15 protein-coding genes and 1 pseudogene are annotated in these 15,524 nt (G+C 66.5%); 6 read left to right on the top strand and 10 right to left on the bottom strand.

The window, feature by feature from the left end; genetic code table 11:
- Window positions 1–163: 163 nt before the first annotated feature.
- Together BDD21_RS05270 and BDD21_RS05265 are read left to right on the top strand one after the other, a co-directional pair.
- Entirely contained in the window at window positions 164–358 is a 195-nt protein-coding gene (locus tag BDD21_RS05270) for a cation transporting ATPase C-terminal domain-containing protein (protein WP_120796246.1), read from the top strand.
- Window positions 359–452: 94 nt separating this feature from the next.
- Window positions 453–1,229, top strand: coding sequence for a Uma2 family endonuclease (locus BDD21_RS05265; RefSeq protein WP_120796245.1), 777 nt, complete (start codon window positions 453–455; stop codon window positions 1,227–1,229).
- A 77-nt stretch (window positions 1,230–1,306) separates the two neighbouring features.
- Here the strand turns inward: BDD21_RS05265 and BDD21_RS05260 are convergent, their stop codons facing one another.
- From BDD21_RS05260 to BDD21_RS05215, 10 genes and pseudogenes are all read right to left on the bottom strand, one after another.
- Window positions 1,307–1,765, bottom strand: coding sequence for a PAS domain-containing protein (locus BDD21_RS05260; protein WP_120796244.1), 459 nt, complete (start codon window positions 1,763–1,765; stop codon window positions 1,307–1,309).
- 88 nt (window positions 1,766–1,853) lie between these two features.
- Complete coding sequence (locus BDD21_RS05255; RefSeq protein ID WP_120796243.1) at window positions 1,854–3,536, bottom strand: proton-conducting transporter transmembrane domain-containing protein; 1,683 nt, start codon at window positions 3,534–3,536, stop codon at window positions 1,854–1,856.
- On the bottom strand, window positions 3,533–5,032 hold the full coding sequence (locus BDD21_RS05250; protein WP_120796242.1) for a proton-conducting transporter transmembrane domain-containing protein: 1,500 nt from the start codon (window positions 5,030–5,032) through the stop codon (window positions 3,533–3,535). Before BDD21_RS05250 ends, BDD21_RS05255 begins: the two co-directional genes overlap by 4 nt.
- The gene (locus BDD21_RS05245; protein ID WP_120796241.1) at window positions 5,029–6,501 is read right to left on the bottom strand and encodes a complex I subunit 5 family protein; all 1,473 of its coding nucleotides are present in this window, start codon (window positions 6,499–6,501) and stop codon (window positions 5,029–5,031) included. The genes BDD21_RS05250 and BDD21_RS05245 overlap by 4 nt, the downstream gene beginning before the upstream one ends.
- Window positions 6,502–6,505: 4 nt before the next feature.
- The gene (locus BDD21_RS05240) at window positions 6,506–6,814 is read right to left on the bottom strand and encodes an NADH-quinone oxidoreductase subunit K (protein WP_120796240.1); all 309 of its coding nucleotides are present in this window, start codon (window positions 6,812–6,814) and stop codon (window positions 6,506–6,508) included.
- Window positions 6,811–7,815 (bottom strand): annotated as a pseudogene (locus tag BDD21_RS28220) (hydrogenase subunit MbhD domain-containing protein). Before BDD21_RS28220 ends, BDD21_RS05240 begins: the two are co-directional and overlap by 4 nt.
- Window positions 7,816–7,853: 38 nt before the next feature.
- Window positions 7,854–8,159, bottom strand: a complete 306-nt coding sequence (gene mnhG / locus BDD21_RS05230) for a monovalent cation/H(+) antiporter subunit G (RefSeq protein ID WP_120796239.1) — start codon at window positions 8,157–8,159, stop codon at window positions 7,854–7,856.
- Window positions 8,146–8,427 carry an MrpF/PhaF family protein gene (locus BDD21_RS05225; RefSeq protein WP_120796238.1) on the bottom strand — a complete coding sequence of 94 codons (282 nt, stop codon included), beginning with the start codon at window positions 8,425–8,427 and terminating at the stop codon, window positions 8,146–8,148. The genes mnhG and BDD21_RS05225 overlap by 14 nt, the downstream gene beginning before the upstream one ends.
- Window positions 8,424–8,945 carry a Na+/H+ antiporter subunit E gene (locus BDD21_RS05220; protein WP_120796237.1) on the bottom strand — a complete coding sequence of 174 codons (522 nt, stop codon included), beginning with the start codon at window positions 8,943–8,945 and terminating at the stop codon, window positions 8,424–8,426. The genes BDD21_RS05225 and BDD21_RS05220 overlap by 4 nt, the downstream gene beginning before the upstream one ends.
- Complete coding sequence (locus BDD21_RS05215; protein ID WP_120796236.1) at window positions 8,945–9,334, bottom strand: hypothetical protein; 390 nt, start codon at window positions 9,332–9,334, stop codon at window positions 8,945–8,947. Before BDD21_RS05215 ends, BDD21_RS05220 begins: the two co-directional genes overlap by 1 nt.
- Window positions 9,335–9,535: 201 nt before the next feature.
- On the opposite strand from BDD21_RS05215, the gene BDD21_RS05210 reads away from it, so the two are divergent.
- The 4 genes from BDD21_RS05210 to BDD21_RS05195 all read left to right on the top strand — a co-directional run bounded on the left by BDD21_RS05210 (window position 9,536) and on the right by BDD21_RS05195 (window position 15,070).
- Window positions 9,536–12,166, top strand: coding sequence for a hypothetical protein (locus BDD21_RS05210; RefSeq protein WP_120796235.1), 2,631 nt, complete (start codon window positions 9,536–9,538; stop codon window positions 12,164–12,166).
- Window positions 12,167–12,317: 151 nt separating this feature from the next.
- Window positions 12,318–12,611: a molecular chaperone DnaJ gene (locus tag BDD21_RS05205; protein ID WP_120796234.1), complete on the top strand. Its 294-nt coding sequence runs from the start codon at window positions 12,318–12,320 to the stop codon at window positions 12,609–12,611.
- A 3-nt stretch (window positions 12,612–12,614) separates the two neighbouring features.
- Window positions 12,615–13,292 (top strand): nucleotide exchange factor GrpE, encoded by a 678-nt coding sequence (locus tag BDD21_RS05200; RefSeq protein ID WP_120796233.1) that lies wholly within the window; start codon window positions 12,615–12,617, stop codon window positions 13,290–13,292.
- Complete coding sequence (locus tag BDD21_RS05195; RefSeq protein WP_120796232.1) at window positions 13,289–15,070, top strand: Hsp70 family protein; 1,782 nt, start codon at window positions 13,289–13,291, stop codon at window positions 15,068–15,070. Before BDD21_RS05200 ends, BDD21_RS05195 begins: the two co-directional genes overlap by 4 nt.
- Window positions 15,071–15,524: the final 454 nt, after the last annotated feature.

The raw sequence follows: 15,524 nt of genomic DNA, 5'->3' as shown, positions 1-15,524 counted from the left end.
TTCCGAAGAACAACGTGCGCTGTGCGCTCGGCATCGCCGAGGCGGTCGCACACGATTGCGGCGAGGCTCGGATTGATCCAGCAGGTCCGACACACGAGTCTCGGGTTGCCCGGGGCCGAGCGGCGGTTCACGCGCGTGAAGAATCTCCGGGTGAACGAGGCCCTTGACGCGTCGGCTCAAGCAGTTCGCGCGCCAGATCACGCTCTTCACCTATGCCCCGCCCATGCAGGCCGTCTTCCACACCGACGGCTTGGATCTCGATGCCTGGGGGCTAATCCTTGGGCTCTCGGTCTTCGCCTTCTTCGCGATGGTGATCGAGAAGGGCATCCTGCGGCGTCTCGGGATCGAGCGCATGTAACCCGGCTCTTCTCGCGTCGTGTACACTTGCCTGCAACCAACGACGCAGTAGAATCCAACGACACCAGCCTGGAAAGCACAACCGGAGCAGGCCGATGAACCCCTTGCTGCATATCGACCCGGACGACCCCTATCCCGAGAGCGACGGACAGCCGATGGCGGACAACACCGAGCAGTACGAGTGGATCGTCAAGATCAAGGAAAACCTGGAGATTCTCTTTGCCGACCGCCCGGATGTCTTCATCGCCGGCGACCTGCTTTGGTATCCGGTGCCGGATCGGCGCGAGACCGGGCCGATCGCCCCGGACGTGCTGGTTGCCTTCGGCCGTCCGAAAGGGCGGCGCGGCTCCTACCGACAGTGGGAGGAGGACGGGATCGCGCCTCAGGTCGTGTTCGAGATCCTTTCGCCGTCCAACAGCGCCAAGGAGATGGCGGACAAGCTGGCCTTCTACGATCACTACGGTGTCGAGGAGTATTACCTCTACGATCCCGACACGAACCGGCTCGAGATCTGGATGCGGCGTCGGATCGACGATGGCGCGTCGCGGTTGGCCTCGCAATCCCATGTGCGCGGTTGGACGAGCCCGCGTCTGGGCGTTCGCTTTGCCGTCACGCCCGAGACGCTGGAGTTGTTCAATCCGTCCGGACGCCCGTTTTTGACCTCCATCGAGCTGGTGCGACGGGCCGATGCGGAGCAGGCACGCGCCCTCGAGGAATCTGCGCGTGCAGCGCAGGAAGCCGCGAGGGCGGAGCAGGAAGCGGAACGCGCCCGACAGGCCGACGCGCGGGCGAACAAGGAAGCGGCGCGTGCCGAGCGTTTGGCCGAGCGGTTACGTGCCTTGGGAGTCGACCCGGACGCGGAGCCGGAGTAGGGGCGTGTGCCCCCGCCTTTCGGTGATCGGCGGTTCGGCGACGCCGCAGAGTCGATGCTGGACGGGCCGAGCCCCCGTCAGGTTTGCCGGTCGGCCACGCGCAGCATCTCCTTGAGCCGTTCCAATTCTTCCCGGGCCTGAACCTGCTCGGTCACGTCGTACTGAACGCCGAGGAAATAGATCAGCTTGCCTTGCCGATCGTACAAGGGACGAATGGAGAATCGGTTGTAGAAGAGCGTCCCGTCCTTGCGATAGTTGCGCAGCGTGACCGTGGTCCGCTTGTGCTCGCGGATCGCCTCGCGCACCTTCTCCAAACCTTCTTGGTCGCGGTCTTGGCCCTGGAGGATGCGGCAGTTGTGCCCGACAATCTCCTCGCGGCTGTAGCCCGTGATCAGCTCGAATGCCTCGTTGGCATAGACGATCGGGTTGTCATCTTGATCCGGATCCGAGAGTGTGATCCCGTTGATCGAGGTATCGAGGATCTGCGACAACACGAAGGGGATCAGATCCGCATCTTTGTCGGCGACGAAATCCATGGCGTGCTCTTTGGTGTTGGTTCGGATTGCCAGAGGTTAGAGCCTTTCCGGACGAGCGGCAACAGGACCGGTCGGAATGCATTTCCGATCAACCGCCAAACGCCGACCACCCCACGGCGAGACCGACCAGGAGCAGTATCGCCAAGGCGGACTCCCACCGCATCAGCCTAGCCTCGGCCTGCCGCGCGAGTGCGCTTGGAGACGCGTTCGACGCGACGCTCATGAGGGCGTCCAGGATCGCGTCGCGCCAACCCGGCAGTCGTATCAGCGCGATTCGGCGCAGGTCGCCGCGGATGGTGCGCATGGTGCGCATCCGTTCAAGCACCGAGGACAGCGACGCGAGCCAACCGATCCAGATGGCTCCGGCGAGCGCTGCGGCCGCGACAACCGAGCTGAAGGACCAAGGGGGCGGGTCGGCCTGAATCGGCGACCACAGGCCGGTCGGCGGGTATCCGAGCAGGCTTGTCGCCGCACCGACGGATGCAGCGACAAGGAGGCAAGCGCCGAGGGCCATCCGGCTGCTCCGATGCCTTGACCGACTCGGGTGACCGTCATGCAGCGCCATCCCCGCGGCAAGCCGACCGAGCAGAAGTGCGACTGTAATCGACGGCCACCAGAGATCAATGACGGTCGGGGATCCCACATCCATCCAGACCGCGAAGACCGGCAGAGGGGCAAGCACCATCAGCACCATGGCGAGCCAGGCCATGGCCATGCGCAGCGCCCGATGGCGGGTCCGGCCGGCGTCATCGAGCAGCACCAGTGCGGCCAGCGCGAGACCCGATTGCAGCGCGACCATGGGCAAGAGTGCCGCGATGGCGGCACCCGACTCGGGCCGTTGCAGCGCGGCCGCGAGCGCCCACAGCCATTGCGCCGTCAACGCCATCAGAACACTGCCCGCAAGCGCGCGTTGCCCTGTCCTCGAAAAGCCCGTGATCAGGGCATAGGCTGCGGTCGCGAATGCCAACCAGTGGAGCGCTACCCCCATGCTCGTCCAGGCAATCTCGCCCAAAGGCAGAAGACGCAGCCAGCCGAGCAGACCGGCTGCGGCCGCGAAGGCGATCACCGCGACGCGCACGGCCGGTGTCGTCGACCCGAACGCGGGCAACAGCCACGGATGCACACCGAGCACGCCGGCCTTCACCCCGAATCCGAGCGTCATGAGGGCCAGGACGAATGTCGGGTTGTCGAGCGCCGCAACCGCCCCGCGCAGATCGGCGAAGGAGGTCCCGCCGGCCGCATGGGCGAGGATCAAGAACAGCTCGAACAGCAGCAGGTCACTGAGCACGAGCAGGATGACCAGCCGTCGGCCGGCCGCGCGCGCCGCGCGCGGTGCAGCCTGCAGGATCAGCGCGTAAACCGCATAGCCCGCCAGCGTCCCGGCGGCGAACCACATGAGCCCCTCGTCCGCCAAGGCGAGGGCAAAGCAGGAGCCCATCGCTAGCAGCGCCGGCAAGGCCGAACGCCGTTCGCCGACATCGCCCGGTCGTCCACCGACCATCAGCGCGCCCGCGATCAGCCACAGCAGCGCCGTCGTCGCCAAAAAGACCCGTCCGGTCGCATCGAGTGCCAGCCCGCTCCCCAGCAGTGTCTCGGGTAGGGACAGCGTCAGGTCGGGGACAAGCAGTGCAACGGCCAGCGCGGGCGCGGCCGACCAAGGCAGAAGCCGGATTGCCGACGGCCGTGCCGCGCGAATCGCCCACAGCGACGCGGCGAGGAAGGGCCAAGCCAGGGCGAACAGCACCGCCGACTGAAGGAGTCCCGCGCTCACGGTCGCCTGAACTCCTGCTCCGCGATGAAGCGTGCCCACTCCAGCGGACTGAAGGGCATCGCCGCGAAGAGCCCCGCCAGGACGGCGGCCAGCGCCGTGATCAGGGGCGGCCACAAGAGCGCGCGTGCGGTCTCGCGTCGCCCGAATTCCCGCTCCTCCGGCCAGGTCGCGGGCGGCTCGCGGAACCAGGCGGCATGGAGGATCGGCAGGAAATAGGCGGCATTGAGCAGGCTGCTCGCCGCCAAGACCACCAGCACCCAATGTTGGCCCGCATCCAAGGCCCCCAGTCCCAGATACCACTTGGTGATGAAGCCGGCCACCGGCGGTGCCCCGATCATCCCGAAGGCCGCGATCGTGAAGGCGACCATGGTCCAGGGCATCCGGCGGCCCACGCCGTTCATCTCGCTGACCTTGTGGATTCCCAGGGTCTCGGCCAGATTCCCGGCGCAGAAGAAGAGCGTGATCTTCATCAGCCCCTGATGCACCAGATGCACCAGGCCGCCGACGGTGGCGATGGGGCTGGCGATGGCGACGCCCAAGACGATGTAGGAGACCTGACTCACGGTTGAGAAGGCAAGTCGCCGCTTCAAATCATCCTGGTAGATGGCGCGCAGCGATCCGTAGATGATGGTCGCCGCGGCCAGAATGGCCAACGGCAGCGTGACCCCGAGCAGTGCGGCGAACTCGACCCCGAAGACCTCGTAGACGACGCGCACGATCCCGAAGGCACCGGCCTTCACGACCGCGACCGCATGCAGCAAGGCACTGACCGGCGCTGGGGCGACCATGGCCATCGGCAGCCAGGCATGCAGCGGGATCAGGGCGGCCTTCACCCCGAGACCGGTGATCAGAAAAATGAAGATGAGGATCAGGGCCGGATGATGCGATGGATCCAGCTCGGAGACGAACCCGCGCGGGGTGAACTCCAGCGTCCCCGTCAGGGTGTAGAGCCAGACGATCCCGAGCAGCATCAGGGCACCGCCGCCGATCGTATAGGCCAGATAGACCTGACCAGCCCGGCGCGCGACCTCGGTGCCGCGATGCACCACCAAGGGGTAGGTCGCCAGGGTGAGCATCTCGTAGAAGAGCAGGAAGGTCAGCATGTCGGCGGCCATGGCGACCCCGACGGTCGCGGTCACGCACAGGCTGAAGAACCCGAAGAAGCGGCTGCGATGCGGCGAGCCCTCCAGATAGCCGATGGCATAGATGGTCGTGACCAGCCACAGCAGGCTCGAGAGGACCAGGAAGAGCAGTGCCAAGGGTCCTGCGCGCAAGGCCAGATCCAGACCCGGCAGAAAGGTCAGGCGAACCTCGAAGGTATGCCCGTGAGCGACGCCCCAGATCATGACGGCCACGAGCGCGAGCTTGGTCACGGCCCCTGCCAGGTTGAGCGTGGTGCGCAGGCGGATGCGCGACTCGTCCAGACCGAAGATCAGAAGACCCGGCACCAGCGAGCTGCAGAGAACCAAGAGCGGAACCCAGGCTTCCAAGGTCATGGTGCTGCTCCCTCAGTCTGGATCCCGAAGGGGTTGCCGATCTCGAGCAAGCCGAGCGGCTGGGAGACGATCAACCCCATCAGCACCGCCGCCGCAGCCAGTGCGAAGGCGACCCATTCCATCGTCGCCGGCACCGGCTGGGCCTGATGCGGGTTCTCCGACTCGGTAAAGGCATGGCCGACGACCTTGAAGACATAGGCTGCGGCCATCACGCCGCCGAGGACGATGACGATCGCCCAGCCCCAGCGACCCTCGGTCAGCGCCGACTGCAGCAGCAACCATTTTCCGATGAAGCCGCCGCTCGGCGGCAACCCCACGATGCTGACCCCGGCCAAGGCAAAGGCCGCCATGCTCAGCGGCAGTCGCTGCACGACCCGATCCAGATCCGCGATCCGATCATGCCCGCCGAAGCGCAACAGATTCCCGGCAACCAGGAACATCGCCGCCTTCGCCAGGGCGTGGGAGAGCGCGAGGTAGAGGACACCGCTCCAGGCCATAATCCCGGTCCCGACGGCCAGCGGAAAGGCCAGAAACAGATAGCCGATCTGGGCCACCGTCGAGTAGGCGATCAGGAGCTTCAGGCGCGTCTGTATCAGGGCCTGGATCGAGCCCCAGAGGACAGCCGCTGCGCCGAGCAGACCCAGCAGCGTCGCGACCCCGCCGGCGATCTCGCCGAAGAGCTCGACCCAGAAGCGCACCAGCAGATAGAAGGAGCCCTTGACCACGAGTGCCGAAAGCGCGGCGCTGACCGGAGCTGCCGCGCTCGCATGCGCCGGGGGCAGCCAGAAGTGCAGCGGGAACAACGCCGTCTTGAGCATCAGGCCGGCGCTCATCAGACCCATTGCGGCCCAAGTGGCCGGTTCCGCGGCAATCCGCTCGGCCAGCAGGGCAATATCGACCGTCCCGTAGGCGTGATAGAGCAGTGCAACCCCGAGCAGATAGGCGAGCGATCCAAGCAAACTGACCAACAGATAGCGCATCGCCCCGACCAGCGCGTCCGCACCGCCCACAATCGCCGTGAGCGCCACCGCCGAGAGGCCAAGGATCTCCAGCGTGACGTAGAGATTGAAGATATCCGCCGAGAGGAAGAGCGCATTGAGCGCTGTGAGCAGGAGCAGCCAGAGCGGCCAGAAGGCTTGCGTGCGGGCGGGGGTGTCGCGGAAATAGGCGGCCGCGTAGAGACTGATCCCGAGACCGACGACGGCGGTCATGAGCAGCATCGCGACGCTCAACCCGTCCGCATAGAGGTCGACGCCGAGCGGCGCACCCCAGCCTCCCACCGCAAGGCGCTGCGGGCCATCGGCAAAGAGGCTCGGAACCTGGAGGATCACGGAGCCGAGAAGCGCAACGACACTGAGCAGTCCGATCGGTGTTGCCCAGCGTCGCATCACGAACGCGAGCAGTGCGCCGATCAGGGGCAGCAGGATGGGTGCGGTCAGGCCGCTTTGGACCAATACAGCCGTATCCATCGGGCTAGCGCTCGTGCTCGTCGGGTAAGCGGACGCGCCCCGTTGCTCCCGCGACACGCAGCATGAGACTGAGTGCCAAGGCCGTGGCGGCAACCGCCACAACGATCCCGGTGATCACCATCGCGTGGGGTACCGGATCCGGGATCCCCGACGCCGTGCGACCTGCCAGGCCGGCGAGGACCAGGAAGACCCCGCTGCCCATCACATTGAAGGCCAGGATCTTACGCAGCAGATGGGCATGCACGATCAAGGCATAGAGACCGAGCACGAAGAGTCCGAGCCCCGTCAGTGCATAGAAGACCGCCGGTGTCATGGATGGGCCTCCGGGCGCCCGCCGAGGAAGAGTGCCGCCAGGGTTGCCCCGATGGCGAGGCTGGCGATCGCCTCGATCAGCAGGATGAGTGCGCCGGCCCATTCGAGCGGATAGTCCAGCCAAACCGCTCCGAAAAAGAACGAGACCATGCCTGCGAGGATGAAGATCGACACGCCCGAGACCAGAATCAGCCGCAGCGGCCAGCCTGCCAGCGCGAGCGGCAACCGCCAGCCCGTGAGGGTCAGAACCACGCCGGCCGCACCGAGCACGGCACCCGCTTGGAAGGCCCCGCCGGAGGATGCACTCCCGGCCCACAAGAGATAGCCGGCGACCATGACCATCAAGGGCGCATAGAGTCGGCTCAGCCGATCCAGCATGGTGCCGGGCCGCCGATCGGCGAAGGGCGAGCCCTCGGCCAAGGACCAGACACTGGCCAACGCCAACAGCAAGACGACCATTTCGAGCAGGGTGTCGTAGCCGCGGAAGTCGAGCAGAACGGCCGTGACCGGATGCGTCACCCCGGTGTCGGACATCGCTGCTTCGACCTGTGCGGACAGCCCCGGCGATTCGGACGGAAGCGAGAAGACGGCGAGCACGAGGCCGCCGAAGATCGCGGCCAAGAGCGCGATCAGGAGCACATGCCCGGCGCGTGCGCCCAACCCCATCGGTGTCACGTCGAAACGCCGCATCGGCGCGGGCGATTATGTCTCGGCATCTCGGCGTTCCTGCGGCTGAGTGTTTTCTGTTCGGCTCGACTCCGCGGGTTCGTCCGCCCGCGCAGACAGCGGCAACCGGGCGAGTGCTGCGAGCAGCAAGGCGCCGGTCAAGCCGGCACCGATTGCCGCTTCGGCCAGTGCGATGTCCGGGGCGTCGAGCCGGACCCAGACCAGCGCCAGGGTCAGACCGAAGCCGATGAAGAGGACCACGGCTTCCAATAAACCGGGGCTCGCCAAGGCCCGCGCCGCGAGCCAGAGGAGCAGCAGTGCAAGCAGGCCATCGATGGCCCAAGTCGCCAGTGCGATCAGGTCCATGGTTGGGATCAGGTCCATGGCTCGATCCCGCGGCGCAGCGCCGCACGCGCGACCAGATGGCAGGCAAAGGCCGAGGCGACCAGAACCAAGAGCCAAATCAGCGCCAGCTTGCCCACCGCGGCAAACGACTCCGCCTGCACCGCAAGCCCGGCCACGATCAGCCCAAGCCCCAGATTGTCGGCCTTGGTCAGGGCGTGCAGACGGGTGTAGACATCGGGGAAGCGCAGCAGCCCCACGGTCCCGGCGAGAAAGAAGACTCCGCCGAGGATCAGCAGGGCGGCCGAGACGATATCGGCGATATCAGGGATCGACATGGCCGTCCTCCCTCTCGCCGCTCCAACTCCGGCGTACGAAGGCGACCATGGTGACGGCGGCCAGAAGGGCGAATACCAGGGCGACATCGCGCACCGCCGGGTAATCCGATGCCTCCGCGAGCAGCAGCAGGACCGCGACGGCCGTGGTGCCGAACAACTGGGCCGCGAGCATGCGGTCCGCCGGCGTGGGTCCGCGCAGGATCCGCCAGAGTCCGGCAGCCAGGGTGAAGATCAAGACGAGTGCAAGTACGAGATACAACAGGGTCATGGTGTCTCGGCATGGGTGCTCGGCGGCGTGCTCAGCCGGATGCGGAAGAGCGCGGCGACCTTGGTCTCCAGGGCTGCCAGATCCGCTTCGTTCGAAGCGCGCTGATCCAGGATATGGATGATGAGGTTATTCCGAACGATCTCGGCACTCAAGGTGCCCGGCAGAAGGCTGATGACGGCCGTCATGACGATCCGCGCCCGACCGGGCGGAAGATGCAGCCGATAGGTCAGCATACCGGGCGCGATGGGGAGGGTCGGCGCACAGGCGCGCCAAGCGACATCGACCCCGCCGCGCAGCGACCACCAGAGAAAGAAGGGAACGAAGCGGGCGAATCCGATTGGGGACCAAGGCACCGGACGCGACAGCGACAGACTCAGGGCGGTGGCCAGGACAACGAAGAGACCGCCGAGCGGCCAAGAGCTGTGTTGCCCTTCGGTCAAAACCCACCACAGCAGCGCGAAGAGCACGAGACGCAGCGCTACGGTTCGAAGAAACGGCAGGGGTCCGTGCAGTCGCATCAGTTCTTCCCGACTGGATCGGGTGCGTTGAGTGCCTCGTCCGGCCAGAATCGCGTCCCGAACAGGGTGGCTTCCAGGCGCATGCCGGATTCGGTCACGCGATAGATGGACACCCCGCGGCTGAACGGCTTTGTCATATTGCCACCCTCGCCCGAGACCGAGCCCCGCGCCTCGGCGGAGACCTCCTCGGTCGCGCGCCGGGTCCGATCCATGCCCTTGGCGGCGAGGTCGGCGCCGGTCGCAAGTGCGTCGAGCGAGAGTGAGCGGCCTCGCTCGTAGGCGTTTCCGGCCCCGGCCTTGAGCCCGTTCCAAAGGCCCTCGGCGGCGGCGAACGATGGACAGAATGCCAGGATCACGAGGAGCTTTGTCAGGGGGCTGAAGGTCTGCATAGTCCGAAGGATAACCTCCGGAGCGCATGATGCACACCTTGAGCGGGTCGGCCGTCCCGCAATCGCCCGCTATGCCGTCGCGCCTTCGAGCGTTCGCGGGATCGACACGCGCGCCGCCCGTTCGAAGCTGAAGCGCGTCGGCCGCCGATGTATACTGCGCGACCGGCGACCTCTCCGTTCTACCCCCTGATTCGATTCGATATGGCAAAGAAGCAAAAGCGACCTTCCGTCAAGGCCCGTCAGCAGGCGTCTGCGGTCACGCCCGAGTCGGCGCGTGCCGATCTCGATGCCGGGCGCTTTCGCGAGGCGATGGCGGGCTTCAAGGATCTGCTCAAGCAGGCCCCGGCGGGCGAAGACCGGGATGGACTCCGGGTCGGACTTGCCGATGCCTACGAGGGGCGCGCGCGCCAGCTCGGCGCCAAAGGCATGCACAAGGAGGCGCTGGTGATGTGGGAGAACCGTGCCGCACTGGGGGCGCTCCCGGCGCATCCGGATCATGCGGTTTGCCTCCTCCGCCTGGGTCGTGTCGCTCAGGTCATGCCGATGCTGGATGACGTCTCCTTGAAGGCCGATCCCGAGTCCCGAGCCTTGTTGCTCGGCCATGTGGCGGCCCAGATGCTCGCCGGCACCGCCGGGATTGCCGAGGCCCTGCCCGCCGACGACCCTATCCGTGTGCAAGCGACCGTCGCCGAAGAGGCCCTCGACGCCTATTGCGTCGGCAACGATCAGGCACTCGCGCAGGCGCTGAAGGCGATCCCGTTCCGCTCGCCTTATCGCGATCTGGTCCAGATCCTCAAGGCCCTGAGCCGGCTTGACCCCGTCGCGCGCGATCACCGGGGCGACTGGACCGAGGAGGCGCGCAACGAGGCCGCCAAACTCCTGGACCGCGTCGACGCCAACTCGGGCTTCGCCGGGTTGCGCGATGCCGCGCGCTTGGCGCTGCTCTCGGAGATCGAGCTGGCACCCAAGCTCCGCGAGATCGGCCCGGCGACACGCGATCTGGTCTTCTCTCTGCGCGGCTGGCCCGCCGAGCGGGCGATCCTCTGGAGCGAGCTGCAAGCGCTCGGCAACGCGCCGCAGCCGAAAGAGCTTCTGCGTCTGATGTTCCGGCATCGTCGGGCGCTCGGCGAGGCATGGGTCCACGAGCGTGGACTGCGTCTGCTCTTGCCGAAGCCGCAGACCGGCGCGAAATGGTGGATCGAGGTCGGCGGCAAACCACTGCGCAAGATCGACGGATACCTGCTGGATGCCTGGGAGAGCGAGGCGGATTCCGACCCCTGGAAGGTCGTCAGCTACTGGCAGGACTATGCGGACCTCCTGTTGGATGCCGCCGAGCATCGCGTCGAGCCGGGCAGCGATACAGCGTTGCGGATCGCGCTCGTGCATCGCCGCGCCGAAACCCTCTTTCAGATCCTCCAGCGGATGGAGCCGGATTCCGACCCGGAGTCCTTGCCGGGGAGCATTGCGGGCGAGCTGGAGAGCAGCCTCGAATACGACCCCGACGACCGAGCCACCTATTTGACCCTGATCGCCTACTACCTGCGCGGCGGCAAGGCGCTCAAGGACGCCCGCAATATCCTCAAGCGCGCCCAAGCGCGCTGGCCGACCGACAAGGCGGTTCTGACCGCCGCCATGGATACCGCGATCGCGAGCGGGGCCTTCAAGAAGGCTGCGACCATCGCCGCCGACATCCTGGCAGTGGACCCGATCAACAGCGGTGTGCGCGAGCGGCTGGTGGAGGCGCATCTCGCCCATGCGCGCAAAAACCTAAGAGAAGAGCGACCGGACTTGGCGATGCGTGCGCTCGCCTTGGCGGAGGACTGGAGCCGCACCGAGCGGACGCGCGAGCGCCTGGATCTGGTGCGCGGTCTGGCCGAGCTGCTCGCGTTCGATCCGCAGGGCGAGGGCCGTTTGCAGGCCCTGGCCGAGAGTCTCGGCAATGGGCTGGCCGCACGCCTCATCCTCTTGCTGGAGGCGGGCGCTTGCGGTATTCCCGGCGCCCGGCTGCTGAAACAGCTCGGACTCGCCAAGGCACCGAAACCCGAAGAGACGGACCTGCGTGCCTTCTTCTCGCGGCTTCGGGCGCATCTGGACACGGGCGCCAAGCTCCCGAGCGAGGTCGGGCGCGAACTGCAGGGACCGATCAAGCAAACGGCCCGGCTCAAGCTCGATCAGAGCGAGATGGAGTCGATCTGCGAAACCCTGCGCCGCACCGACCTGCACGACGTGCGGTTGGCCTTCGCGGAGGCCGCCTTGAAGCGCTGGCGCGGCGAGCCCGTCTTCGAGCTCCATGCGTTCGAGGCACGTCACCGCGGTGTCGTGCCCTGGAACGTCCCGATGCGCGAGACGCTGCGCTTGGAGCAGGCGCTGGAGCGCGCGCGCGACAGCGGCGACTCCCGTCTGGTACATCGGATCATCGAGGCCCTGAGCGGACCGTCGTTGCCCTTCGGCGGGCCGCCGCGCGGTGGCTTTGGCGGCGGATTCATCGAAGATGAGTGGGATGACGAGGACGAGGACGAATACGAATACGACGACATCGACGACATCGACGACGGCGGCATGGCCGGGAGGTCGATCTCGCTCTTGGCCGACATGATTCGCACGCTCGGGCCGACCGGCTTCCGCGACATGATGAAGATGCCGGGTCCGATCGGCGAATCGATGCGCGCGATCGAGCGCGACATCGGTAAGGAGGCTTTGGACCTATTGATCAATGCCCTGGCGGCCGACATGAATGCCAAAGGTTTGCCCTTCCCGGATCCTGGCGTCTTCGACACCGGGCCGTCTCCGAGTACGCGCAAACGCAACCGCGCCAAACGAAAGCGCCGCTGAGCGGGCCGATGCCGGAGTCCCCGGAACGTCCGAACCCCGACCATTTGAACCGCGTCCCCGCCGACACCGCGGGCCCGTACGAGACCGAATCCAGACAAAGACACCGCATGCCCCGCCGGACGCGGTTCAACAACCATCGGACCCTGATCGCATGACCGACCCCTTTCTCATCCTCGGCGTCCCCCTCGATACCGACGACGCCGCCATCGAAGCGGCCTATCTCGCCGGTCTTCGCCGCGCTTCCCCGGAGCGCGATCCGGCGGGTTTCGAGGCGCTGCGCGGGGCCTATGAAAAGATCCGCACACGTCGCGATCGCCTCGCCTATGCACTCTTCGACCAGACCCCGCCGAGCCCCGCCGACATCCTGGCCAAGGCCGCGCCCGTGGGCGAGCCGCGACGCCCGAAGCGGGCGACGCTGACCGCGCTGCTGCGCGGCGAGGTCTGAGGTATGGAGGACGCAAAGGCGGCGTTGCTCGAGCGTTTCCGGGCTTACCTGGAGGAAGAGCCGGGCGCGCGCGAGGGCTCGGACGCGGGCATCGACGACAAGCATGAGACCGACGCGCCCGACCTCTTCACCCTGCTCGCCGAGCTGGCCGCGCTCAAGAACGAGGTCAAGCTCGAATCCCGTCAGGTCAAGACGGCGTTGGAGCAGTTCCGCGACCTTTTCGACAGCCTTCGGCAGGCGAACGAGCATCTGTCCGCCGAGCTTTCTCGGCGCCAGCAGGATGCCCGCGACATCGCCCTGAACGCCGAGCGCGACATCCTGCTCGAGCTCGTCGAACTGCGTGACCGGCTGCGGGACGGCCGCGGTCAGGCCGCCGCCTATCGGCCCAACTGGCTTGCACACGCCAGCGGTGCCGCCGAGTTCATCACCGGCATGACCCAAGGCTTGAGCATGAACCTGCGCCGGCTCGACGAGACCCTGGATCGGCGCGAGGTGCGCCCGATCCAGGTCGTCGGGCAGCCCTTCGATCCGCGGATCATGCGTGCAATCGAGGTCGGGCGTGATCCCGCACTTCCGATCGGCACGGTGCTCGCGGAGCTGCGTATCGGTTATCGGCGCGGCGAGTCGCTCTTGCGTCTCGCCGACGTCATCGTCAACAAATTCGAGGACCATCCCCAGTGAGCGACATCATCATCGGTATCGATCTCGGCACCACCAACTCCGAGGTCGCGGTGGTCGAGGAGGGTCGGGTTCGGCTCATCCCGGTCGACGGCAGCCCCATCCTGCCCTCCGTGGTCGGGATCGCGGACGACGGCGCCCTCTTGGTCGGTCAGAGCGCGCGCAATCAATACATCCTCGCCCCGGAGCGCACCATCCGTTCGGTGAAGCGGCGCATGGGCGAAGACACCGTCATCGAGATGGGCGCGCAACGCTACAGCCCGCAGGAGATCTCGGCGCTCATCCTCGGCCGGCTCAAGCGCGCGGCCGAGTCCGATCTGGGCCAACCGGTGAGCAAGGCGGTCATCACGGTCCCGGCCTATTTCTCCGATGCGCAGCGCCAGGCGACCCGCGACGCCGGCGAGCTCGCCGGGCTCGAGGTGGTGCGCATCATCAACGAGCCGACGGCCGCCGCACTGGCCTACGAGGTCGATCACCAAGAGCCCAAGACCATCCTGGTCTACGACCTGGGTGGCGGCACCTTTGACGTCTCGGTCGTGCGCCTCGCCAAAGAGGTCACCGAGGTCCTGTCGAGCCACGGCAACAACCAGCTCGGCGGCGACGACTTCGACGGGAAGATCCTGGATCACCTGGTCGCGCATCTGAAGGAGCAGGGCACGGACCCGAGCGCGAATCGCGTCGCCATGGCGCGTCTGACCCGCGCGGCGGAAACCGCGAAGATCGCGCTCAGCGACGCCCCTTACGTGCGGATCGACGAGGAATATCTGCTCGAGCATCAGGGCAAACCGGTCAATCTGTCCCTGGAGCTCTCGCGCGATGACTACGAGGCGATGATCGCGCCCTTTATCGACGAGACCATGGACGCGGTGCACACCGCACTCGAAGGGGCTGGCTTGGGCATCGGGGACCTCAGCGAGGTCCTGCTGGTCGGCGGCGCGACCCGCACCCCCTTGATCCAGCAGCGTCTCGAAGAGCTGCTGCGGATGCAGCCGCGCAGCGAGGTCGACCCGGATCTGTGCGTGGCGAGCGGTGCGGCCATCCAGGCGGCCGTGATCGGCGGTCAACGCGTCTCGCGCGTGCTGGTGGACGTCACGCCCTACACCTTCGGGACCAGCGCGCTGGGCGAGCTCAACGGCGAGTTTTACCCCTTCGTCTATGTCCCCTTGATCCGCAAGAACACCCCCATCCCGGTGACCAAGAGCGAGGCCTTCTCCACCATCGAGGACGGCCAGCCCGCGATCGACGTGCGCGTCTACCAAGGCGAGGACCCGGATGCGCTCAACAACACCGAGATCGGCGCCTTCCGCATCGAGGGCCTGAGCGACGCGCCGGCCGGCAACGTCATCGTCACCACCTTCTCGCTCGACGTGAACGGCATCCTCAAGGTGACCTCGCGCGAGAAGCGCACCGGTCTCGAGCAGCGCATCGTCATCGACAACGCCACCGCCCGCTTCGAGCAGGACACCATGGCCGCCGCACGTGCACGCATCGGCGCACTCATCGACGGCGACTTCAGCGCCGAGCCGAGCGATGCGTCCGAGGGCGCCGAGGGGAACGACGGGGAGAGCGTCGCGGCGAGTGCCGAGCGACGCGATACCGTTCAGGCCACGGCCCTGATCGAGAAGGCCGAGCGCCTGATGGAGACCGCGAATGCCGAAGACCGCGAAGACCTGGTGAACCTCATCGAGACCCTTCGCGATGCGGTCGCAGCGCGCGACGATATCGCCATCCACGAGGCGATGGACGGGCTCTCCGACCTGATCTTCTATCTGGAATCCTGAGCCTGATGCGGCGAGTCGGGTCTTGGCCCTTGCGCCGCAAGTCTTGAGCAAAAGCTGCAGAATTTTTCGTTGTCGTTGTCGTTGTCGTTGTCGTTGTCGTTGTCGTGTTCGTTGTCGTGTTCGTTGTCGTCCGGAATCCGATTACGACAACGACAACGACGAACAGAGCCTTCGACCACGTTTCCTGGGTCCGGCTCTGCCGGGTTAAAGTTATGGACCGTTGTCCCAATTGTCGCGCCCGTCTCGACGGATCCGATCAGTGCCGTCGTTGCGGGCTGGAGCTCAACCTACTGCGCGCGGTCGATCGTGCCGGCGATGTCGCCGTCGCGCGCGCGATCCGTCGTCTCGCCGAGGACGACAGGGTCGGTGCCATCCGCGATCTGAAGCAGGCGCGGGCCTTGTCCGGCGGGGCGTTCGTCTCCGCCCTGCTCGCCTTTGCACGTTCGACACCCTC

The sequence above is a fragment of the Thiocapsa rosea genome (genome assembly GCF_003634315.1).
Taxonomy (GTDB): Bacteria; Pseudomonadota; Gammaproteobacteria; order Chromatiales; family Chromatiaceae; genus Thiocapsa; species Thiocapsa rosea.
This window is presented reverse-complemented; position numbering and strand designations above follow the sequence as displayed.